Origin of the sequence: Pseudomonas sp. KD5 (genome assembly GCF_012932895.1) — a bacterium.
Classification (GTDB): Bacteria; Pseudomonadota; Gammaproteobacteria; order Pseudomonadales; family Pseudomonadaceae; genus Aquipseudomonas.
Map to the genome: position 1 here is coordinate 19,892 of NZ_JDWJ01000008.1, position 21,932 is coordinate 41,823.

The 21,932-nt window shown below is 59.9% G+C and carries 16 protein-coding genes and 2 riboswitches; of the genes, 6 read left to right on the forward strand and 10 right to left on the reverse strand.

Annotated features, from left to right (window positions below; translation table 11 throughout):
* Nucleotides 1–185: 185 nt before the first annotated feature.
* Together AF70_RS18185 and AF70_RS18190 are read right to left on the reverse strand one after the other, a co-directional pair.
* Nucleotides 186–500 carry an SCP2 sterol-binding domain-containing protein gene (locus AF70_RS18185; protein ID WP_028940960.1) on the reverse strand — a complete coding sequence of 105 codons (315 nt, stop codon included), beginning with the start codon at nt 498–500 and terminating at the stop codon, nt 186–188.
* 64 nt (nt 501–564) lie between these two features.
* A complete protein-coding gene (locus AF70_RS18190; RefSeq protein ID WP_028940959.1) occupies nt 565–1,275 on the reverse strand; it encodes a histidine phosphatase family protein in 711 nt (236 codons plus the stop codon).
* Nucleotides 1,276–1,478: 203 nt separating this feature from the next.
* Here AF70_RS18190 and sohB point away from each other — a divergent pair, with 203 nt between their 5' ends.
* Together sohB and AF70_RS18200 are read left to right on the forward strand one after the other, a co-directional pair.
* Nucleotides 1,479–2,501 carry a protease SohB gene (sohB, locus tag AF70_RS18195; RefSeq protein ID WP_019578475.1) on the forward strand — a complete coding sequence of 341 codons (1,023 nt, stop codon included), beginning with the start codon at nt 1,479–1,481 and terminating at the stop codon, nt 2,499–2,501.
* Between the two features lie 190 nt (nt 2,502–2,691).
* Nucleotides 2,692–6,522 carry a leucine-rich repeat domain-containing protein gene (locus AF70_RS18200; protein ID WP_028940958.1) on the forward strand — a complete coding sequence of 1,277 codons (3,831 nt, stop codon included), beginning with the start codon at nt 2,692–2,694 and terminating at the stop codon, nt 6,520–6,522.
* A 42-nt stretch (nt 6,523–6,564) separates the two neighbouring features.
* Here the strand turns inward: AF70_RS18200 and AF70_RS18205 are convergent, their stop codons facing one another.
* Both AF70_RS18205 and AF70_RS18210 read right to left on the reverse strand, forming a co-directional pair.
* On the reverse strand, nt 6,565–7,059 hold the full coding sequence (locus tag AF70_RS18205) for a DUF934 domain-containing protein (protein WP_018927639.1): 495 nt from the start codon (nt 7,057–7,059) through the stop codon (nt 6,565–6,567).
* The gene (locus tag AF70_RS18210; RefSeq protein WP_028940957.1) at nt 7,043–8,701 is read right to left on the reverse strand and encodes a nitrite/sulfite reductase; all 1,659 of its coding nucleotides are present in this window, start codon (nt 8,699–8,701) and stop codon (nt 7,043–7,045) included. Before AF70_RS18210 ends, AF70_RS18205 begins: the two co-directional genes overlap by 17 nt.
* 521 nt (nt 8,702–9,222) lie before the next feature.
* On the opposite strand from AF70_RS18210, the gene AF70_RS18215 reads away from it, so the two are divergent.
* Nucleotides 9,223–10,308, forward strand: coding sequence for an ABC transporter substrate-binding protein (locus tag AF70_RS18215; protein WP_028940956.1), 1,086 nt, complete (start codon nt 9,223–9,225; stop codon nt 10,306–10,308).
* 6 nt (nt 10,309–10,314) lie between these two features.
* On the opposite strand, the gene AF70_RS18220 is transcribed toward AF70_RS18215, so the two are convergent.
* Nucleotides 10,315–10,545, reverse strand: coding sequence for a DUF2970 domain-containing protein (locus tag AF70_RS18220; protein WP_028940955.1), 231 nt, complete (start codon nt 10,543–10,545; stop codon nt 10,315–10,317).
* Nucleotides 10,546–10,741: 196 nt separating this feature from the next.
* Nucleotides 10,742–14,452: a methionine synthase gene (gene metH / locus AF70_RS18225; protein ID WP_028940954.1), complete on the reverse strand. Its 3,711-nt coding sequence runs from the start codon at nt 14,450–14,452 to the stop codon at nt 10,742–10,744.
* 155 nt (nt 14,453–14,607) lie between these two features.
* Between metH and AF70_RS18230 the strand changes: the two genes are divergently transcribed.
* Nucleotides 14,608–16,893, forward strand: a complete 2,286-nt coding sequence (locus AF70_RS18230; RefSeq protein ID WP_028940953.1) for a fatty acid cis/trans isomerase — start codon at nt 14,608–14,610, stop codon at nt 16,891–16,893.
* Nucleotides 16,894–17,110: 217 nt separating this feature from the next.
* Nucleotides 17,111–17,695: a Fe-S biogenesis protein NfuA gene (nfuA, locus tag AF70_RS18235; protein ID WP_007946504.1), complete on the forward strand. Its 585-nt coding sequence runs from the start codon at nt 17,111–17,113 to the stop codon at nt 17,693–17,695.
* Nucleotides 17,696–17,917: 222 nt separating this feature from the next.
* On the opposite strand, the gene cobM is transcribed toward nfuA, so the two are convergent.
* The 4 genes from cobM to AF70_RS18255 all read right to left on the reverse strand — a co-directional run bounded on the left by cobM (nt 17,918) and on the right by AF70_RS18255 (nt 20,076).
* Entirely contained in the window at nt 17,918–18,664 is a 747-nt protein-coding gene (cobM, locus tag AF70_RS18240) for a precorrin-4 C(11)-methyltransferase (RefSeq protein WP_007941756.1), read from the reverse strand.
* An 82-nt stretch (nt 18,665–18,746) separates the two neighbouring features.
* The gene (locus AF70_RS18245; RefSeq protein ID WP_018927645.1) at nt 18,747–19,160 is read right to left on the reverse strand and encodes a cobalamin biosynthesis protein; all 414 of its coding nucleotides are present in this window, start codon (nt 19,158–19,160) and stop codon (nt 18,747–18,749) included.
* A complete protein-coding gene (locus tag AF70_RS18250) occupies nt 19,157–19,861 on the reverse strand; it encodes a CbtA family protein (RefSeq protein WP_028940952.1) in 705 nt (234 codons plus the stop codon). Before AF70_RS18250 ends, AF70_RS18245 begins: the two co-directional genes overlap by 4 nt.
* A gap of 11 nt (nt 19,862–19,872) precedes the next feature.
* Nucleotides 19,873–20,076 (reverse strand): CbtB domain-containing protein, encoded by a 204-nt coding sequence (locus AF70_RS18255; protein WP_018927647.1) that lies wholly within the window; start codon nt 20,074–20,076, stop codon nt 19,873–19,875.
* A 121-nt stretch (nt 20,077–20,197) separates the two neighbouring features.
* Nucleotides 20,198–20,426: riboswitch (cobalamin riboswitch) on the reverse strand.
* Nucleotides 20,427–20,544: 118 nt separating this feature from the next.
* Nucleotides 20,545–20,760: riboswitch (cobalamin riboswitch) on the forward strand.
* A 101-nt stretch (nt 20,761–20,861) separates the two neighbouring features.
* Here AF70_RS18255 and cobW point away from each other — a divergent pair.
* Entirely contained in the window at nt 20,862–21,929 is a 1,068-nt protein-coding gene (cobW, locus tag AF70_RS18260; RefSeq protein ID WP_028940951.1) for a cobalamin biosynthesis protein CobW, read from the forward strand.
* Nucleotides 21,930–21,932 lie beyond the last annotated feature (3 nt).

The window sequence follows — 21,932 nt, forward strand, 5'->3', positions numbered from 1 at the left end:
CTCCACACAGTTCTTTATAAAAGAAGCGAGGGCAAACAGCCGATGTCTGACGCATGCGGCCAGAAGGAATATAGACGGCATATCCACAGATAGCCGTTTTCCGAGGGTGAAAAACGACGAATCCCGCCACGAGGGGCGGGATTCGCATGCAGCCAGAGAGGCTCCCGAGAGCGGGAGCCGTCGTATTAGCCTGGGAACAGCTCGGACAGTTTCATGGCCAGCATCATGTCGCCTTCAGCGCGCAGCTTGCCGCCCATGAACGCTTGCATGCCGTCGGTCGAACCGTCGACGATGCCTTCCAGGGTTTCGCTGTCCATCACCAGGGTCACTTGGGCGTCCGGGTTTTCACCTTCTTGCAGTTCGCAGGTGCCGTCTTTGACGATCAGGGAGAAGTTCTTGGTGTCGTCGATGCGGAAACCGAAGATCAGGTTCAGACCGGCAGCAGCGGCTGGGTTGAACTTGGCTTTCATTGCTTGTACGACATCAGCTACGGAGGTCATGGTTCGATCCTTTCTTGGGTAATAAGAGCTGGGTGATTACAGCCAGGGTCACAATAGTCCGGAATCAACGAAACGTGATGAGTTCCGGGGCCTTCAACAGTTGCAGGTGCGTATGACTGTTGAAGGAAGCCAAAGCCACCTCGCGATCACGAAACTTGAGCAGGTTGAGCGAGGTGTTGACGATTTGCCAGTTCAGCTCAAAGGCCTGCCGGGCAGGCATTTGCGTAATAAGATGGAGCAGGGCAGTGATGGTGCCGCCGGAGGTGAATACGGCGATTTTCTGGGTGTTGTCGGCGTTTTCGAGCAGTCGCTGCAGACCGGCCTGCACGCGTTCTACGAAGCCCAGCCAGCTTTCCAGACCCGGTGTGTCATAGATGCCGGCGAGCCAGCGCTCGATGATCAAGGCGAAGATACGCTGGAACTCGGCACGGTTTTGCGTGGCGTTGCGCAGGATGTCCAGCGCCTCGGGCTCGTCCTCCAGCATGGCTGGCAGGAGGGCGCGGATCACCGCGTCGGCGTCGAACTCGTTGAAGGCCGAATCGATTTCCAGGGGCGGCACCGGCAAGCCCACGGCAGCGTACTGTTCCAGCGCGCTGGTGGCCGTATGTTGCTGACGGCGCAGGTCGCCCGACAGGCAGCGATCGAAGCTGACACCGAGTTCGGCCAGATGCTGGCCAAGGACTTCTGCCTGGCGAATACCGGTCGGCGACAGAACGTCATAGTCGTCTGCACCAAAGGAGGCCTGGCCATGTCGAATCAAATAGATGCTGCCCACGTCCGCGTCATCCCGGTACGTTGAAGGTTTGGCGAGGTTATGGGGATGACGGTGAGCTGTCAATGAAAAAACATACGCTTGTTTGAAATGCCCGTTACAGGCCTGTTGCCAGAGGTTTCACGACTGGTCGCCGGGCCGGCTCATGGGTATGCTGGAGGTATCCCGCGCGTGTTCATGCCGCGCATCGTGTTGAAGGAGTCTCTGTGGAGTTTTTGTCCGAGTACGCCAGTTTCCTGGCTAAAACCGTGACCCTGGTGATCGCCATTCTGGTGGTCCTGGCCAGTTTTGCGGCGTTGCGCAGCAAAGGTCGGCGCAAGTCGCACGGCCAGTTGCAAGTCAGCAAACTCAATGATTTCTACAAAGGGCTGCGCGAACGCCTGGAGCAAACCTTGCTCGACAAGGATCAGCTCAAGGCCTTGCGCAAATCCCAGGCTAAAACCGAGAAAAAGCAAAAGAAGAAACCTGAGGCCAAGCCGCGGGTGTTCGTGCTGGATTTCGACGGCGACATCAAGGCGTCGGCCACTGAAAGCCTGCGCCACGAAATCACCGCGCTGCTGACCCTCGCCACGCCAAAGGATGAAGTGGTGCTGCGCCTGGAAAGCGGCGGCGGCATGGTTCACAGCTACGGCCTGGCATCTTCGCAACTGGCGCGCATTCGCGAGGCCGGCGTGCCGTTGACCGTGTGCATCGACAAGGTCGCGGCCAGCGGCGGCTACATGATGGCGTGCATCGGCGAGAAAATTATCAGCGCACCGTTCGCGATTCTCGGCTCGATCGGCGTGGTGGCGCAGTTGCCCAACGTCAATCGCCTGCTGAAAAAGCATGACATCGACTTCGAAGTGCTCACGGCCGGTGAGTACAAGCGCACCCTGACAGTGTTTGGCGAAAACACCGAGAAGGGCCGGGAGAAATTCCAGGAAGAGCTGGACATCACCCATCAGCTGTTCAAAAACTTCGTTTCCCGCTATCGCCCGCAACTGGCTATCGATGAAGTGGCCACCGGGGAAATCTGGCTCGGTGTTTCGGCACTCGACAAGCAACTGGTGGACGAGCTCAAGACCAGCGACGAATACCTCGCTGAACGCGCTAAACAGTCCGAGCTCTATCATTTGCATTACGCCGAACGTAAAACCCTGCAGGAGCGCATCGGCATGGCGGCCAGCGGTTCGATCGATCGCGTATTGCTGAGCTGGTGGAGCCGGTTGACCCAGCAACGCTTCTGGTAACCGTACCAGGCATCACCGTCAGTAAAAAAAACCGTGGATTGCCCACGGTTTTTTTTTGACCTTCGGAAGGTGTCCACTCACCCTCAAGAAATAACGAATTTTCCTAATGCCATTGTCGATCGGTCGCGCTTTCGTGTGGAGTCAGGTGGGGTAGGGTGACAGGCCTGAATTGACTGCAATGGATTGCACCATGAATGAGCTCCTTCACCACGTTGCCGCACCTCATCCAGCCCCATCGTTGCGCATGCGCGACGAACTGAAAGCTGCACTGGACATCGCTCTCCCCCAAACCCCCGGCCAGTTGGGCGCACACCTGATCAAGAAAAAATGGGGGCAGGACATCGACCCGCAGACGACCTTGATGGTCACCCTCGATTACCACTACAAGGGCCACCCTGAAGAGAACGGTTTCCAGCAGGGCCAGGTGGCGAACTCGCGGTCGCTGTTGCAAGCGCTGCTTTCAAATTACCAGACGGTTGGGGACGGGCGTTTTGCGGAAACCGCCTTTGGTCTGTACACACCGCCGGACGTCGGCCCGACGGTGCGGATTGTCGAGCATGTCGACGAGTTCGCTGATTACGGCAGCGGCAATCACGACACCTATGAAGGCATCTATCGGCAAACGGCGCCGCAGACTTACGGTCCCGCCTCACAACTGAAGCTGAGGCCGGCTGATTTCAAGAAATGGGTCTGGGAGCTGGACTTCAAGCATGTGTACGAGACCTATCTTGAAAAGGTCTGGCCCTCTGACGAGGTGCTCACTGCGTCCAGTCCGTACGCCTTGAGGACATCGGTCAAAGCAGCGTTTGTGATGACGGCCTGGTTGCAGTTCAAGGAGCGCTGCCTGTCGCAAAAAGGACTTGAGCTCGCGATGGAGACGGCTGGCTTGCCGCCCGGTCAGGCATGGGAAGCGCTGACCATCGAACAACTGCAAGCGGCGACGCGTACCCCTTTGTCCGTCAGGGCCGGCCGTTTGAAGCTATACCGTTACACCGCAACAGATACCTGGGTGTTCCGTGACACTGCCAGTACCCGAATGCTGCTGTACATCCCTGGCAACTCTTCCCCGCTGCACGAATTCACCGATGCCACTCAACTGCACCAATGGGTCGTCGCGCAGGGCAAGCTCAGCGAGACAAAGCAGGCATTGGCCGCCCATTTTGCCGAAGATGATCGCGAGGACGGTACGTTTCAGGCGGGTGTGCTGACGGCATTGGACGGCATGGCGCAGTATCCCGCGATGCATCGGCTGACCAACAACGCCGGTTTTTTCAATAACGACGGCTACTGGGACCCCGCCGATTACATTGGCTACGACAATCCGCCATCGGCGACCGATCCGTTTGCGCAATTGGTGCTGACGATGAAGCAGGCCGCCCACGCCAGTATCGAAAGCATTCGTACCGATGCACAGGTCAATCGTGACAATTTAAGTGCGGTTGTCGAACCGGTGGTGCAATGGATCAACCGGTTCGGGCCATTGGCGTTGTTCGTCCCGGGAGGCGAAGGCATATTGGCGCTGGCCGGGCTTATTGACGCCGGTTACGGTCTTGATCAGGCGGTAAACGGTAAAACACCGCGTGAACGGTCGGAGGGCGTGTCGCGCACCGTGTTCGGTTTGCTTAATGCGCTGCCGATCGGCGCACAGGCGGCGCTGAAGGATGAAGCGGCCGTCGAGTCAGTACGTCCGTCTTCGCAAATCGTCGTTGCCCCGACGCCCGAGCCACCGGTTTCCATGCTGTCCTCCCGCGTGGAGCTGATCCGCGGAATCGGCCCGACTGTGGCGTCTTTCAGCGATGACGTCCTGGCACAGATCGGCAAGGTCAGTGTGATTGACGATGACATGCTGCGACTGATGCAGACGGGGCGTCCACCGACGCCTTTACTGGCGGATACGATCAGTCGCTTCAAGATCGATCAGGATCTGGGGGCGGCCGGCACGCCTGAGCAATTCAACAGGCGTTACGCCGCACTTCAACAGTCGGACCATGAATGGGTGCGGCTGTTTCAGCAGCAATACCCGACGCTGCCCAAAGGTGCCATCGAGCAAATGCTCGACCGCTATGGCGTGGATATCCAGCAAGCCCCCGATGTGACCGAGGTCAGGCAAGTGTTCACGCGTCTGGACAGCAAGGCGCGGCAATACCAGCAGCATGTGCGGCTCAATCGCGCTAATGAAGGTCTTTATCTGCGTTCGGTGGCGAGCCCGGACTCGGACATCCTGGCCTTGCACTCGCTGCAAAACCTGCCGGGCTGGCCGCGGAACCTGCGGATCGATGTCCTTGATCAGTCCATCGCGGGGCGAGTGCTGGACCGCATCGGCGCGCAGGATGCCACGGATGTCCGGCGCTTGGTCAGAATCGGACAGCACTATCTGCATCAGGCCTCGCCAACAGACTTTTATACGGCACTTCTCGGTGTGTTGACGGACGACGACCGTTCAGCGCTGCTCCTGACGTCGCCTGGTTCAGTCGACGAACTGCGACTCGCCGTCAGCGACCAGGCGTTGCCCCGATCACAGGTGATACTCGGGCTGCAAAGAATGGACGGTGGGTTGCCGTTCGATGCCCATGGGCTCAGTGGCGGCGGTTTTCCGGGAACGCCCCAGGCCGAGGCGCTGACGCACCAGATGATGAGGCTGCAACTCAAAGCGGTCTATCCAGACTTCACCGATGCCCTGGCTGATGCGGTTCTTCAACGCGAAGGTGTAAACGCACAGGCGCACATTGAGTGGTTGAAGCAACAGCTGCAGCAACTCGACATCGACCTGACCGCCTGGGTAGATCAGGTGGCGGATGACATTCATGGCATGGCTATCGATTTCCTGGCCCCGAATAATCCCGAAGCAGCGGGATTGAGCGCTGCACAAATCGAGGCCTATAACGTTCAGTTGGTGCAGGCCGAAATACAACAGGAGCGAGCGATTCGAAATGAGTTGGCCGAGGAGCTGGCCTCCATCTGGCAACAACGCAGGGCGCCGCAGGATCTGTTACTGCCTGCTGATCAGATACGCGGCGTCAGGCTGGATCTCGACTTCGAGAATTATCACCGGTTACCCACGTTGAATGTCCGGCTCAACAATGTTCTCGAGTTGTCGATGCGCGGCTTTCACCTGACTGAAGAGGAAAGTCTGAACGGATTTCTCGAGTGTTTTCCAAATCTTGAAGTGCTGAACCTGGAAAATGTCGACCTGAGTCACTTCAACCATGGCGGCCTTGCGGAGCGCGCATTGCCTCCTTCGATCAACCAGATGGCGCGTCTCTCTTCGCTGAATCTGAGGTCGACGAATCTGACGTTCAATGAGCGCGCCGCCTCTCAATTGACCGGGTTGACACACTTGCAGACGCTGGACCTGAGCAACAACCCGCTGGGCGTCCCGCCGTTGGTGCTCGGAATGAACGACTTGCGCTGGCTGAACCTGAGCAACACCGGGATCATTGGTTGCCCAGTCGGAGTCATGGAGCAGCCCTATCTGACGTCGTTGGACCTGCGTAATAACCAGATAACCCGAGTGCCGCCAGCAGTGCTGAACCAGGCTATCTCGAGGGACCGTGTGCTGCTGCAGGGCAATCCATTGACGGATGAGGACACCTTGTTGCGCATTGTCGATCATCGGCGGCGAACGGGTATCAACCTGTGGTTAAGCGATCCCGGGGTTAATTACGGGAATGTCATCGAGTGGTTGCGCGAAGGCGATGGGGAGTTGCAAGCGACGCGACGATTGATCTGGCAGAGGCTGGCAGCCAGGCCCCTTGGCGCCCGGTTCCTGAGGATAATGGATGGACTGAGCCTGACGGCGGACTTCCGGGTCGATTATCTGTCGCTTCAGGCGAGGGTGTGGCGACTGCTCGGTGAAGCCGATGCTTCGCAAGCGCTTTGGGAAAGACTGGTTCAGGATATTGAATCGGCCGAGGTCGATCCTGAAAACCCGTTTGCGCTGTTCACGGCACTTGAGGACCGTGCCCGGTTTTATCGGAACTGGGAGGCCATGGGACGACCGTTTCCGATAGGCACGCAGTAAGGGAAAAACCTTGAACCCCGCAAGGGGTTCAAGGTGTGACGATCAACGGCGACGGAACAGCGGCAGCGGTTCGTCTGTTGCGGCCTGATAGGTCACCGAGAAGTCCTTGAGGCCTTCAAGGGCTTCGTAGGGGTCTTTATCGGCGCGAATGGCAAACGCATCGAAACCGCAGCGGTGCATGTAGAACAGCTGGTCGCGCAGCACATCGCCAATTGCCCGCAGTTCGCCTTTGAAACCATAGCGGTCACGCAGCAGACGGGCGTTGGAGTAGTTGCGACCATCGGTGAAGGCCGGGAAGTTCAGGGCGATGACCTGGAAGTTCGCCACGTCGTCACCGATTTCTTCGGCTTCTTCGTCGGCATCCAGCCACACACCCAGGCCGCCATCGCGGGCCATGAGCATGCGGCTGTGTTCGCGCCACATGTGCAACGGGACGATCAGGTCGTCGCAGTTGCTGATCTCGTCGATGTTGAAATCTTTCGGCAACAGGTGCCAGGTTTCGTCGACGACTTCGTTGTTCTTAATTATTCGCTGCATAGACGCGCTCCTTGAAGAGGTCGATGCCGATACGCTGATAAGTGTCGATGAAGCGCTCGTCTTCGGTACGTTGTTCGATGTACACGTCGATCAGCTTCTCGATCACATCAGGCATGGCTTCCTGGGCGAAGGATGGGCCGAGGATCTTGCCCAGGCTCGCATCGCGGCTGGCGCTGCCACCCAGGGACACCTGATAGAACTCTTCGCCTTTCTTGTCCACTCCGAGAATACCGATGTGGCCCACGTGGTGGTGACCACAGGCGTTCATGCAGCCGGAGATGTTCAGGTCCAGCTCGCCGATGTCGAACAGGTAGTCCAGGTCGTCGAAACGGCGCTGGATCGATTCGGCGATCGGGATCGACTTGGCGTTGGCCAAGGAGCAGAAGTCGCCGCCAGGGCAGCAGATGATGTCGGTTAGCAAGCCGATGTTCGGCGTGGCGAAACCTTGCTCGCGCAACTCGCCCCACATGGCGAACAACTGGCTCTGCTCGACATCGGCCAGAATGATGTTCTGCTCGTGGGAGGTGCGCAGTTGACCGAAGCTGTAACGGTCGGCGAGGTCGGCAACGGCATCGAGCTGTTTGTCGGTGATGTCGCCCGGTGCAACGCCGGTCGGCTTCAGGGACAGCGTCACGGCGACGTAACCCGGCTTCTTGTGCGCCAGGGTGTTGCGGATGCGCCAGCGGGCGAAGCCCGGGTGCTGTTTGTCGAGCTCGGCCAGTTCGGCTGTCTGGTTTTCCAGAGCCTTGTAGTCCGGATCGACAAAGTGCTTGGCCACGCGATGCACTTCGGCCTCGGTCAGCGTGGTCTGGCCACCGCGAAGGTGTTCCATTTCCGCATCGACTTTCTGCGCGAACACTTCAGGCGTCAGGGCCTTGACCAGAATCTTGATCCGCGCCTTGTACTTGTTGTCGCGACGGCCGTAGCGGTTGTAGACCCGCAGAATGGCGTCGAGGTAGCTCAACAGGTCCTGCCACGGCAGGAATTCGTTGATGAACGCGCCCACCACCGGAGTACGGCCCAGGCCGCCACCGACCAGTACACGGAAGCCCAGTTCGCCCGCGGCGTTGTGCACCGGCTCGAGGCCGATGTCATGGACTTCGATGGCCGCACGGTCGGACGTCGAACCGTTGATGGCAATTTTGAATTTACGCGGCAGGTAAGCGAATTCCGGGTGGAACGTGGTCCACTGACGGACGATTTCGCACCATGGCCGCGGGTCGATCAGCTCGTCGGCGGCGACACCGGCGAACTGATCGGTGGTGACGTTGCGCAGGCAGTTGCCGCTGGTCTGGATCGCGTGCATCTGCACGGTCGCCAGCTCAGCCAGGATGTCCGGGATGTCTTCCACAGCCGGCCAGTTGAACTGCACGTTCTGCCGGGTACTGATGTGGGCGTAGCCCTTGTCATAGTCGCGGGCAATCTTGGCCATCATTCGCGTCTGGCGCGAAGTGAGTTGGCCGTAAGGCACCGCCACCCGCAGCATCGGGGCAAAGCGCTGGATATAAAGGCCATTTTGCAGGCGCAGGGGGCGGAATTCTTCTTCGCTCAGCTCGCCTGCCAGATAGCGTCGGGTCTGATCACGGAACTGCTTGACGCGGTCCTCGATGATCCGCTGATCGTACTCGTCGTATACGTACATATAAGTCCTGTTCTCAGGCTTGGGCCGGTCGGATACAGCTGCGTTTTCGCAAGCTTTCATCCGATTCTGCCTCGGCAATTCTGCGCGCACGGCCGCGCACTCCCAACGGAGCCGACGCAAGATACCAGTTTGCAGTTATGCGCAAAAGTGATGTTTGAGTATATGCAAAGAACCAAAACGACTAATGAAAGTCGTTGAGATAAAACCCTCATTTGTCGTGCGGGCAATCATCGTCTTAACTGTGCTCGAGTCTTTATGCAATCACCGATAAAACCGACAAGAGGCGATGCAATGAGCAACCCAACCAAAGCAAGGAAAAGCGATAGCACGGTCGATGCCTGGGCGATTCTGTTCCTGATCATCCTGGTCGTGGGTACGGCGGTATTCTGGGTCAGCCATCAATAAACGACCCCGTCCGGGCCCGGCGCCGACGATTGTCGGACTAAAGCCGGAATAAGCGCCGTTTCCAGGGACTTCGCTGGCTATAATGCGCTGCGGATTTTCGGGGGCTCGGACGATCAATGTTGAAGTTCTTCTGTGGTGTAGTGCTGGCGCTTGGCGCGGTCCTGGGACCGTGTGCCCAGGCGGCGTCCGTATTGTTTCTCAATCCTGGGACCTCTCAAGAGACATTCTGGGTCAGTTACTCGCAGTTCATGCAGGCCGCGGCCAAGAACCTGGGCATGGATTTGCAAATCCAGTATGCCGAGCGAAACGCCGAGACCACACTCAAACAGGCCCGCGAAGCGCTGCAAGGGCCGAGTCGGCCGGACTATCTGGTGTTCTCCAACGAACTGTATGTCGCCCCCGAAATCTTGCGCTTGGCTCAAGGCAGCGGCGTGAAGCTGTTTTTGGTCAACAACGGCCTGACCGCCGACCAGATGCGCCTGCTCGGCGCACAGCCGGGCAAGTATCCCGACTGGTTGGGTAGCCTGGTGCCCAACAATGAGGAGGGCGGCTACCTGATGCTCAAGGAACTGATTCGCCTGCATGGCCCGGTCGCACCCGGTGAGGTCATCGAGCTGGTGGCCTTTTCCGGCCTGAAAATCACGCCGGCCGCGCAACAGCGTGAGCAGGGCATGATGCGGGCATTGGCCGAACACCCTGAAGTGCGTTTACGCCAGTTGGTGTATGGCGGCTGGACCCGCGAGCGTGCCTATGAACAGGCCAGGTTATTGTTCAAGCGTTACCCGCAAACATCGCTGGTCTGGTCGGCCAACGATGAAATGGCTTTCGGTGCCATGAAGGCATACGCCGAAACGGGAGGCCAGCCGGGCAAGGATGTGCTGTTCAGTGCCATCAACAATTCAGCGGCCGCGTTGCAGGCGCTGTTGGAAGGGCGGCTAAGCGTGTTGTTGGGCGGGCACTTCACTCTGGGCGGCTGGGCTCTTGTGCAGTTGCATGACTACGATCAGGGGGTGGATGTCAGCCAGTACGGCGGGCGCGACCGGCAGATTCCGTTATTGCAGCTGATCGACCACGCGCAAGCCCGGCGACTGTTGGCGATGAGTGCTACCCAGGATTATGGCGTGGATTTTCAAAAGCTCTCGGCCAAAGGGAGACCGACGTCGTATCGCTACCCGTTCAGCCTGCAAACCCTGATGCACTGAGTCGGCTCAGATCCCGGCCAGATGTAGCACCAGTTTGACGATGCCGAACAGGATCAGGGCGAACACCACCGTGAACAGAATCCCCAGAATCACGAAATGACTGGGCTTGCCGTGGGTGAAATCCCGCGCCCGGTTTTTCCCGCTCTGCACCCCGAACGCCGCCGCCATGACGCTGTGCAGCATCTGCCAGAAGGTCGGCGGTTTGTTGTGGTTATTATTGTCGACTGGATCGTCCATAAATCCCCCGTCACGAATGTGTATGAGGCAAGCATAGACAATCTACAGTATGCACAAATCAAATGTGGGAGCGGGCTTGCTCGCGAAGAGATCATGACAGTCGATATCAACGTTGACTGTCAGTCCGCTTTCGCGAGCAAGCCCGCTCCCACAAGGAGTCTTTGTTGGCCACAGAATTGTGGCCAACAAGGCAGGGTTAGTTGTCGTAACCCAGGTTAGGCGCCAGCCAGCGCTCGGTCACGCTCAACTCCTGGCCTTTGCGCGAGGTGTAGCTCTGCACCTGATCCTTGTCGATCTTGCCCACGGCGAAATACTGCGCCTGCGGGTGAGCGAAGTACCAGCCGCTGACCGCCGCCGCCGGGAACATCGCGTAGTGCTCGGTGAGGAATACGCCGCTGCGGCCGGCCTTGAGCTCTTCCGCTTCCGGATCCAGCAGCTTGAACAGCGTGGCTTTCTCGGTGTGATCCGGGCACGCCGGGTAGCCCGGAGCAGGGCGGATGCCGGTGTATTGCTCTTTGATCAGCGCCTCGTTGTCCAGCGTCTCGTCCTTGGCGTAGCCCCAGTAGTCTTTACGCACTTGCTGGTGCAGCCACTCGGCGCACGCCTCGGCCAGACGGTCGGCCAACGCCTTGACCATGATCGAGTTGTAGTCGTCGCCCGCTTCCTGATAGGCCTTGGCCACTTCTTCGGCGCCGATCCCGGCGGTGGTGATGAAACCACCCACGTAGTCGGTCACGCCGCTGTCCTTCGGCGCAACGAAGTCGGCCAGGGAGAAGTTCGGCTTACCGTCGGTCTTGATGATCTGCTGGCGCAAGTGATGCAGCTTGGCCAATGGCTTGCCGTCATCGCCATAGACTTCAATGTCATCGTCGCGCACCTGGTTGGCCGGCCAGAAACCGAACACCGCACGGGCGCTGATCAGCTTCTCGTCGATCAACTTGGCAAGCATTTCCTGGGCATCGGCGTACAGCGCGGTGGCGGCTTCACCGACCACTTCATCCTGCAGGATGCGCGGGAACTTGCCGGCCAGGTCCCAGGAGATGAAGAACGGTGTCCAGTCGATGTATTCGGCCAAAACCTTCAGGTCGATGTTGTCCAGCACCTTGGCGCCGGTGAACGTCGGTTTGACCGGCTCATAGTTGGCCCAGTCGAACTGCGGTTTCTTGGCGATGGCCGCCGGGTAGCTCAGGCGCTCGGTGCGGGCGCTGCGGTTGGCGGTGCGCTCGCGAACGTCGATGTATTCCAGGCGGGTCTTCTCGACGAAACCGGCTTTCAGCTCCTTGGACAGCAACTGCGTCGCCACGCCCACGGCGCGGGAGGCATCGGTGACGTAGATCACCGCGTCGTTGCTGTACTTGGGCTCGATCTTCACCGCCGTGTGCGCCTTGGAGGTGGTCGCGCCACCGATCATCAGCGGCAGGTGGAAGTCCTGACGCTGCATCTCGCGGGCCACGTGAACCATTTCGTCCAGCGAAGGCGTGATCAGGCCGGACAGGCCGATGATGTCGCATTTCTCGTCTTTGGCGACTTGCAGGATCTTCTCCGCCGGCACCATCACGCCGAGGTCGACGATGTCGTAGCCGTTACAGCCCAGCACCACGCCGACGATGTTCTTGCCGATGTCGTGCACGTCACCCTTGACGGTGGCCATGAGGATCTTGCCCTTGGCCTCCGGCTTGTCGCCTTTTTCCAGTTCGATGAACGGGATCAAGTGGGCCACAGCCTGCTTCATCACGCGGGCGGATTTCACCACTTGCGGCAGGAACATTTTGCCGGCGCCGAACAGGTCGCCGACGATGTTCATGCCGGCCATCAACGGGCCTTCGATGACTTCGATCGGGCGCGCGAACGACAACCGCGATTCTTCAGTATCCTCAACAATGTGCGTGGTGATGCCCTTGACCAAGGCATGCTCCAGACGCTTGTTGACGTCCCAGTTGCGCCACTCTTCAGTCTCGGCTTCCTTGACGCTGCCGTCGCCCTTGTACTTGTCGGCGATGGCGAGGAGGGCGTCGGTGCCTTCCGGAGTACGGTTGAGGATCACGTCTTCAACGGCGTCGCGCAGCTCCACCGGGATCTGGTCGTAGATCTCCAGTTGGCCGGCGTTGACGATGCCCATGGTCAGGCCGTTGCGGATTGCATACAGCAGGAACACCGAGTGAATCGCCTCGCGCACCGGGTTGTTGCCACGGAACGAGAACGACACGTTGGACACACCGCCGGAGCTCAGGGCGTAGGGCAGTTCGTCGCGGATGTAGGCACAGGCGTTGATGAAGTCCACAGCGTAGTTGTTGTGTTCTTCGATACCGGTGGCCACGGCGAAGATGTTCGGGTCGAAGATGATGTCTTCCGGCGGGAAGCCGACTTCGTTGACCAGAATGTCGTAGGAGCGTTTGCAGATTTCTTTCTTGCGCGCTTCGGTGTCGGCCTGGCCGGCTTCATCGAAGGCCATCACCACCACCGCGGCGCCGTAGCGTTTGCACAGTTTGGCGTGATGAATGAACTGCTCGACACCTTCCTTCATGCTGATGGAGTTGACGATGCCCTTGCCCTGGATGCACTTGAGGCCGGCTTCGATCACTTCCCACTTGGAGGAGTCGATCATGATCGGTACGCGGGAGATGTCCGGTTCGCCGGCAATCAGATTGAGGAAGGTCACCATGGCCTTCTTCGAATCGAGCATCCCTTCATCCATGTTGATGTCGATCACTTGGGCGCCGGCTTCGACCTGCTGCAGGGCGACTTCCAGGGCCTCGGTGTAGTTGTCTTCACGGATCAGGCGGGCGAACTTGGCGGAACCGGTGATGTTGGTCCGCTCGCCGACGTTGACGAACAGCGAACTGCGATCGATGGTGAACGGTTCCAGGCCCGACAGGCGGCAGGCCTTGGGGATGTCCGGAATTTCACGCGGGGCGTAACCGGCGACCGCTTTGGCGATGGCTTCGATGTGGCCCGGCGTGGTGCCGCAGCAGCCGCCGACGATGTTGAGGAAGCCACTTTGGGCGAACTCTTCGATGACCTTGGCGGTTTCCGCGGGTAGTTCGTCGTACTCGCCGAATTCGTTCGGCAGGCCGGCGTTCGGGTGCGCCGACACGTGGGTGTTGGCTTTGTTCGACAGCTCTTCCAGGTACGGGCGCAACTCACGGGCGCCGAGGGCGCAGTTCAGGCCGACGGAAATCGGCTTGGCGTGGGCCACGGAGTTCCAGAACGCTTCGGTGGTCTGGCCGGAGAGGGTGCGGCCGGAGGCGTCGGTGATGGTGCCGGAAATCATGATCGGCAGCTCGACGCCCAGCTCTTCGTAAACCCCTTGCACGGCGAAGATCGCCGCTTTGGCGTTGAGGGTGTCGAAAATGGTTTCGATCAGGATCAGGTCGGCGCCGCCTTCGATCAGGCCTTTGGTGGCCTCGGTGTAGTTCTCCACCAGTTCATCGAAGGTCACGTTGCGGTAGCCGGGGTTGTTCACGTCGGGCGACAGCGAGCAGGTACGACTTGTAGGACCGAGCACACCGGCGACGAAACGCGGCTTGTCCGGGTTCTCGAGGGTTTTCGCATCGGCAATCTTGCGGGCCAGGCGTGCGCCTTCTACGTTCAGTTCGTAGGCCAGTTCTTCCATGCCGTAATCGGCCATGGAAATCCGGGTGGCGTTGAAGGTGTTGGTTTCCAGAATGTCGGCGCCGGCATCCAGGTAGGCTTTCTCGATGCCACCAATCACGTCTGGGCGGGTCAGCACCAGCAGGTCATTGTTGCCTTTGACATCGCTCGGCCAGTCAGCGAAGCGTTTGCCACGGTAATCCTGTTCCTCGAGCTTGTAGCTCTGGATCATTGTCCCCATGCCGCCGTCGAGAATCAGGATGCGCTCTTTGAGGGCGTGCTTGAGAGCTTGAAGGCGAACGCTGCGATCGGACATTTGGACTACTCGGTAAGGCCATGACGAAGGGCCGGGATAATAACAAACCTGTGTGCTTTTGGAGCATGTGCCGGTTTTGCATGAATATCGTTCATGTTGGTGCGCAAGCCAGACCGGTAGAATCGCGGCGTTTTCTCATGATCAGGACCAGGGATATGTCGTATCGCGTCGTCACCAGCCTATTGATGCTGTTTTTAAGCGGGGGCGCCGCTGCGCAAGGTCCGGATATTTCCTACGTTCGCGACATTCAACCGATCTTCACCGAAAAGTGCGTGGCCTGCCATGCCTGCTACGACTCCGCCTGTCAGCTCAATCTGGGCAGTGGCGAAGGGGCGTCCCGAGGTGCGACGAAGGCGCCAGTCTATGACGGCGAACGTAGCAAGGCAGCCGCGCCGACCCGGTTGTTTTATGACGCCTTCGGCAAGCGTGCCTGGCAGCAAAAGGGCTTCTATTCGGTGCTCGACGCCCAAGGCAGTCAGGCGGCGCTGATGGCGCGCATGCTTGAACTAGGCCATAGAATGCCGTTACAACCCAACGCCAAATTGCCGGAAGAGATCGTCCTGGGCCTGAACCGGGAAACGCTGTGCGCCATGCCGGCGGAGTTCGAGGGTTACGCCAGCTCTCATCCGAAGGAGGGCATGCCGCTAGCGGTCACCGGTCTTACCGATCAGCAATACCAGACGCTGCAGCGCTGGCTGGCCTCCGGCGCGCCGATCGATCAGCAGGGCTTGGTGCCCAGCGCCAGGGAAGCCTTGGAAGTGGTGCAGTGGGAAAACCTGCTGAATGCGCCGGGCGCCCGGGAGAGCCTGGTCGGGCGCTGGTTGTTCGAGCACTGGTTCTTGGCCCATATCTATTTCAAGGACGGCGAGCCGGGGCATTTCTTTCAGTGGGTACGTTCGCGCACGCCGACGGGCCAGCCCATCGACTTGATCAATACGCGCCGTCCGAATGACGATCCAGGCACTCAGGTCTATTACCGTCTGTGGCCGGTGCAAGGCGTGATCGTGCACAAAACCCACATCACCTACCCGCTGAGCGCGGCCAAGATGGCGCGGATCAAGAGCCTGTTTTACAACGGTAACTGGCAGGTCCACGCGTTACCGGGCTACGGGCCGGAGCGGCGGGCCAATCCGTTTGCCACGTTCGAAGCGATCCCGGCCCAGGCGCGTTACCAGTTCATGCTCGATAACGCCGAATACTTCGTGCGCACCTTTATTCGCGGTCCGGTCTGCCGTGGTCAGATCGCCACCGACGTGATTCGCGACAACTTCTGGGCACTGTTCCAGGCCCCGGAACATGACCTTTACATCACCGATCCGAAATATCGCGGCCAGGCTACGCCGTTGCTGGCGATGCCGGGGCAGAACGATGACGTCGGCAGTGTCCTGAGCCTGTGGCACGACTACCGCAACAAACGCAACGAATACGAAGCCCTGCGCCGGGACAGCTATGCCGACTTGCCGGCGCCGAGCTGGTCGACCCTGTGGGCCGGCAATGACAACGCACTGCTGAGTATCTTTCGGCATTTCGACAGCGCCTCGGTGACCAAGGGCCTGATCGGCGATGTGCCGCAGACGATTTGGCTGTTCGATTACCCGTTGCTGGAACGCACGTATTACCAGTTGGCGGTCAACTTCGATGTGTTCGGCAACGTGTCCCATCAGGCCCAGACCCGGCTGTACTTCGACCTGATCCGCAACGGCGCCGAGCAGAACTTCCTGCGCCTGATGCCTGCCAACTCACGGGACGGCTATCTCGACGATTGGTACCAGAACAGCGGCAAGTTCAAGATGTGGCTGGATTACGAGGACATCGACAACGACAAGCCGACGGCGCTGAATCTGGACGAAAAGGACCCGAAACGTGACTTCGTCCAGCAGTTGCTGACCCGTTACGGCGAGCTCAATGCCAGGCCCGATCCGATCAACCGCTGCGACGGCGCTTACTGCTCGCGGCCGAATATTGATCCGGCGTTGCAGAACGCCGAACAGGCCCTGAGTCGTCTGACGTCGCGCCCGGCCGCCGGTTTGAAAGTCATCGATCAGTTGCCGGAAGCCACGATGTTGCGCATCGAGGCCCCAAGCGGCAAGCGCGAGGTCTACAGCCTGTTGCGCAACCGCGCCCACAGCAACGTGGCGTTCCTGCTCGGGGAGTCGCTGCGTTATCAACCAGGGCTCGACACGTTGACGATCTATCCGGGTGTTCTGAGCAGCTACCCGAACTTCATGTTCAACATTCCGGCCGGGCAAGTGCCGGCGTTTGTCGACGAGATGGAAAACGCCAAAGACGCCGCCAGCTTCGAGAAAATCGTCGAACGCTGGGGCATACGCCGCAGTCATCCGCAGTTCTGGCAGTATTTCCATGATCTGAGCCGGTACATCCACGACACCGACCCGGTGGAAGAGGGCGTGCTGGACATGAATCGCTACGAGAATCTCTGAAATGCCTGCAACCCGGTGTGGGAGCGACTGTGGCGAGGGGGCTTGCCCCCGCTTGAGTGCGCAGCACTCACAAGATCTTCGGTATGTCAGAGATTTTGGGGCTGCTGCGCAACCCAACGGGGGCAAGCCCCCTCGCCACAGTTCCCGACAAAAATACTAGGACTTTGTGCGGCGCGTCGATTGGCGTAAACTGCGTCCAAGCCTGCGAGGAGTTTCCATGACCGCTATTACCATTACCGACGCCGCCCATGATTATCTGGCCGATCTGCTCTCCAAGCAGAACACCCCAGGTATCGGCATCCGCGTCTTTATCACCCAGCCTGGCACCCAGTACGCCGAAACCTGCATTGCCTACTGCAAGCCGGGCGAAGAAAAACCTGAAGATACAGCGCTGGGGCTCAAAAGCTTCACCGCCTATATCGACTCGTTCAGCGAAGCGTTTCTGGACGATGCGGTAGTCGACTACGCCACCGACCGCATGGGCGGCCAACTGACCATCAAGGCGCCAAACGCCAAAGTCCCGATGGTCAACGCCGACAGCCCGGTCAACGAGCGCATCAACTACTACCTGCAAACCGAGATCAACCCGGGGCTGGCCAGCCACGGCGGTCAGGTCAGCCTGATCGATGTGGTCGAAGACGGCATCGCCGTGCTGAAGTTCGGCGGCGGTTGCCAGGGCTGCGGCCAGGCAGACGTCACTCTGAAGGAAGGCATCGAGCGCACCTTGCTCGAGCGCATTCCCGAGCTCAAGGGTGTACGTGACGTGACTGACCACACGCAGAAAGAAAACGCCTACTACTAAGGCGTTCGCTGCAGAAACGAAAAAACGGCACCCGTGAGTGCCGTTTTTTTATGGGGGGTCGGTAACCTGTGGCTGTGGCGAGGGGGCTTGCCCCCGTTGGGTCGCGAAGCGGCCCCCTGCATTATTCGGAAACACCGAGTTGTCTGGTCTTACGATTGCTTCGCAGCCGAACGGGGCGATGCGGCGTTCCGACAAGCCCCCTCGCCACAGGGTGTGTTTGGCTTAAGGTCTGTACAAATGCGCATGCCCCGCGCGATACAGCGACGATTCACTGAAGTGATCGCTGCCCAGCACTCGACCCACCAGAATCAGCGCCGTTCGGCGAAAGCCCTTGGCTTGTACCTTCTGCGCAATGTCTTCAAGCGTTCCCACCACCCAATCCTGATCAGGCCAGGTCGCCCGGTGGATCACCGCGATCGGGCAGTCGGCGCCGTAGTGCGGTAGCAATTCGGCAAGGATCTTCTCTAGATGATTGACCCCCAGGTGGATCGCCATGGTCGCCCCGTGCTGCGCCAGACTGCCCAGTTCTTCACCAGCGGGCATCGCGGTTTTGTCGGCATAGCGGGTCAGAATCACGCTCTGTGACACGTCCGGCAGGGTCAGTTCGGCACCCAACAGGGCCGCGCAGGCGGCGGTGGCGGTGACGCCGGGAATGATTTCGAAAGGGATGTCGAGTTCACGCAAGTAGCGAATCTGCTCGCCGATCGCGCCGTACAGGCTCGGGTCGCCGGAATGCACCCGGGCCACGTCCTGGCCGTTGGCGTGGGCGGTCTTGATCAGCTCGACGATCTGCTCCAGGTGCAGTTCAGCGCTGTTGACCACCTGTTCGGCCCGGTGGCCTTCCAGCACAGCGGCGGGGACCAGGGAGCCGGCATAGATGATGACCGGGCAGCTACGAATCAGCCGCTGGCCTTTGACGGTGATCAGTTCCGGGTCGCCGGGGCCGGCGCCAATGAAGTAGACGGTCATCGTCGTTTCCTGTCAGAAATAGGTGCTGGGCATGCTTCAGATGAAGAATGCTCATGATCGAAGGCGGGGATTATCGGGGATTTTACGCGGCGCTGGCCAATGCCAGGGTGGCCTGGGCGTATTTTTGTCGCGGAATCAGCAACTTTGCCGGTGCCTGGGCCAATTGTTCGGCCAGGGCCAACGCAGCGCTTTCCGCCACGCCGTAGCAACCGGTGCGTTCAAACGCGATGTCCGAGTGGTGACTCAGTTGTGCTTGATAGGTCGCCAATTGTTCGCTGCTGAAGTACATCAGCGGCAATGCCAGCTGTTCGGCCAGTTCGATCAGGCCAGGCTCTTCGCGCTTCAGGTCAATGCTGGCCAAGGCCTTGATCTCACTGAGCCCGATTTGATGGGCCTGTAACGCCTGATCGAGCAGCGCCCGCAGCGTGCTGACGGGGCAGCCGCGCTGGCAGCCCAGGCCGACCACCAGGGTCGGCGCAGAGCTGACGTCAGTCATGCGCTGTAATGGCCATCGCTTTTGCGGCGGAACAACCAGGCGCTGATCAGGCCCAGGGCCAGCCAGAACGCCACGTTGGTCAGCTGCGAAGCGATTTTGAATTGCGCTTCCAGGGCTTCCGGCGCCAGCATTGAATGGACTTCCGGTTGTGGTGCGCCAATCACATGCGGCACGGCCAGGATCGCCACGCCGAGAGCTTTCATCAGCCAGTGACGGCTGAACACGATCAACGCGATGCCGACGGCCGTGGACGCGGCAGTGCCGATCCACCAGATTTGCCGTTGCGCCAGATCAGCCGCGGCAGTGCCCGGCAGTTCAGGCGGCAGGCCGAGAGTCGGAGCCAGCACGAACGTCGCATAACCGGCCAGGCCCCAGAGCAGGCCCTGAGAGGTTTTGGTCGGTGCGCGCAGGGTGTAAAGGCCGGCGAGCATCAGGGCGAAACCGACGGCTACCACCAGGTTGCCGCCGGTAGTGGACAGCACGCGCTGCCAGCCGTCTTCCGGTTCCCAGGCTTCGGCATCGTGGGTATGAGCGACTGCGCCCGCCGCGTGCTCGTGGATTTCAACAGCGGCCGGCTCGGATTTTTCGTAGGTCTCGGCCTGCAAAATCAGCGGGGAGACCCAGAAGCTTTGCAGCAGGGTCAATAGCAGGGCGGCCAGCAGCCCGGAGAAACCTGCGGTTTGCGCAATACGCTTGATCATCTCAGCAGGTCTCAATGGCACGGAAAGGCGGAGCTGTGACGGGTATCGTGCGCGGCGTTGTGCACCGCTTCGATGTGCGAGAAACCGGCGAAATACACAAGGCTGGCGCCAAGGATCGACGCACACACGGCGGCGGTCAGGCGTTGAGTCAGGGTCGTGGTGGTGCTGGCGATGCTCTTGTCGGTGTTGCTGGCGGTGCTGCTGATGATCGTCATGGCGCTTCCCTCTGGTCTGTCAGCGGGTGAATAGAGCGCATGAAAACCTCCGCACGCCAAGGGCTCGCAGAGATTTCGAACAGCGCCCGCCCACCGCGGGTTTGTCATTCAGTGAACGTAAAAGTCACTTTGTGTTGCGGGCCGGTCTCCGGGCTCGCGAGGGGCTGGGCTTGTGCCTGAACCTGCAAACATCACCTTCCCATGCCGTATGGCCGGCACAGTGGATCTGACGCTTCACTCGCTTACCGTTGCGGGGGCAGCACCGGACTGACATGGCTTTAGAGTAAAGCACATGATTCACCGGTTTCCCGTTTCACCCTGTGAAGGGCACCCGTAACAAGGCGTGTAGGAGAGCATGGGCGAGGGCGGGGAGTCAATTGGCAGGGGTTCTCACTTGAATACCAAAATGATTGGCTCTTTGTAAGTGCGGGTGGCGTGCGCAGTGATTGACCCGCCCCCACACGATGCGTAGCCTTGCGCTTTCGAGGTTCTTCGGCGTCTGTCGAAGCTAAGAAGGGAACGCGGTCGATGCCGCGGCTGCCCCCGCAACTGTGAACGGTGATGTTCGCTGCCACGCCACTGCAAACCCTGTGCAACGGGCTCGCGGGAAGGCGCAGCGAATGCCAGGCTGACCCGCCGGGCACACCGTCAGCCAGGAGACCTGCCTCGACACAGATTCTCACTTTCAACCGGGCGGGGTGATCCGGTGGCGAACTCTTCAGGCACGCGCCCCCGCGTTGCCGGTTGTCGTCCCGTATGCCCGCCACCTTGCCAAAGGGCATCCGATGAAAACACTGGCCAAACTCCCCGTCACCATCGTCACCGGCTTCCTCGGCTCGGGCAAAACCACCTTGTTGCGGCACATGCTCGACAACGCCCAGGGCCGTCGCATCGCGGTGATCGTCAACGAGTTCGGCGAACTGGGCATCGATGGCGAGATCCTCAAGCAGTGCTCAATCGGCTGCACCGAAGAAGAGGCCAGCGGCCGCGTCTACGAACTGGCCAACGGCTGCCTGTGCTGCACCGTCCAGGAAGAATTCTTCCCGGTGATGCGCGAACTCGTTGCGCGCCGCGGCGACCTCGACCACATCCTCATCGAAACCTCGGGCCTGGCCCTGCCAAAGCCTTTGGTTCAAGCCTTCCAGTGGCCGGAAATCCGCAGTGCCTGCACCGTTGACGCGGTGATCACCGTGGTCGACAGCCCGGCCGTCGCTGCCGGCACTTTCGCTGCATTCCCGGATCAAGTGGATGCCCAGCGCAAACTCGACCCGAACCTGGACCACGAATCGCCACTGCACGAACTGTTCGCCGACCAACTGGCCAGCGCCGACCTGGTAATCCTCAACAAAGCCGACCTGATCAGCGCCGCAGACCTGGCCCGAGTGCGCCTGGAAGTCGCCGAAGAGCTGCCACCGGCGGTGAAAGTCATCGAAGCCAGCAGCGGTCGCTTGCCACTGGACGTGCTGATCGGCCTTGGTGCCGGTTCCGAAGAACACATCGACAGCCGCCACAGCCATCACGATCACCACCACGAAGATGAAGACGACCACGATCACGACCATGACGCGTTCGACTCCATCTCGATCGAGCTGCCACAAGCCGACGAAAGCCTGCTGATGGACGCGCTGACGCAACTGGTGGTGCAGCACGGCATTCTGCGGGTCAAGGGTTTCGCGGCGGTGCCGAACAAGCCGATGCGCCTGCTGATTCAGGGCGTGGGCACGCGTTTCGACAAGCACTTTGACCGTCAGTGGGGCGCCGAGGAAGCGCGCACCACCCGTCTGGTGTTGATCGGTCAGGCGCTGGACGCCGTTCAACTCGAAGCGCAATTGCGCGCTGCGCTCAGCGTTTAACCC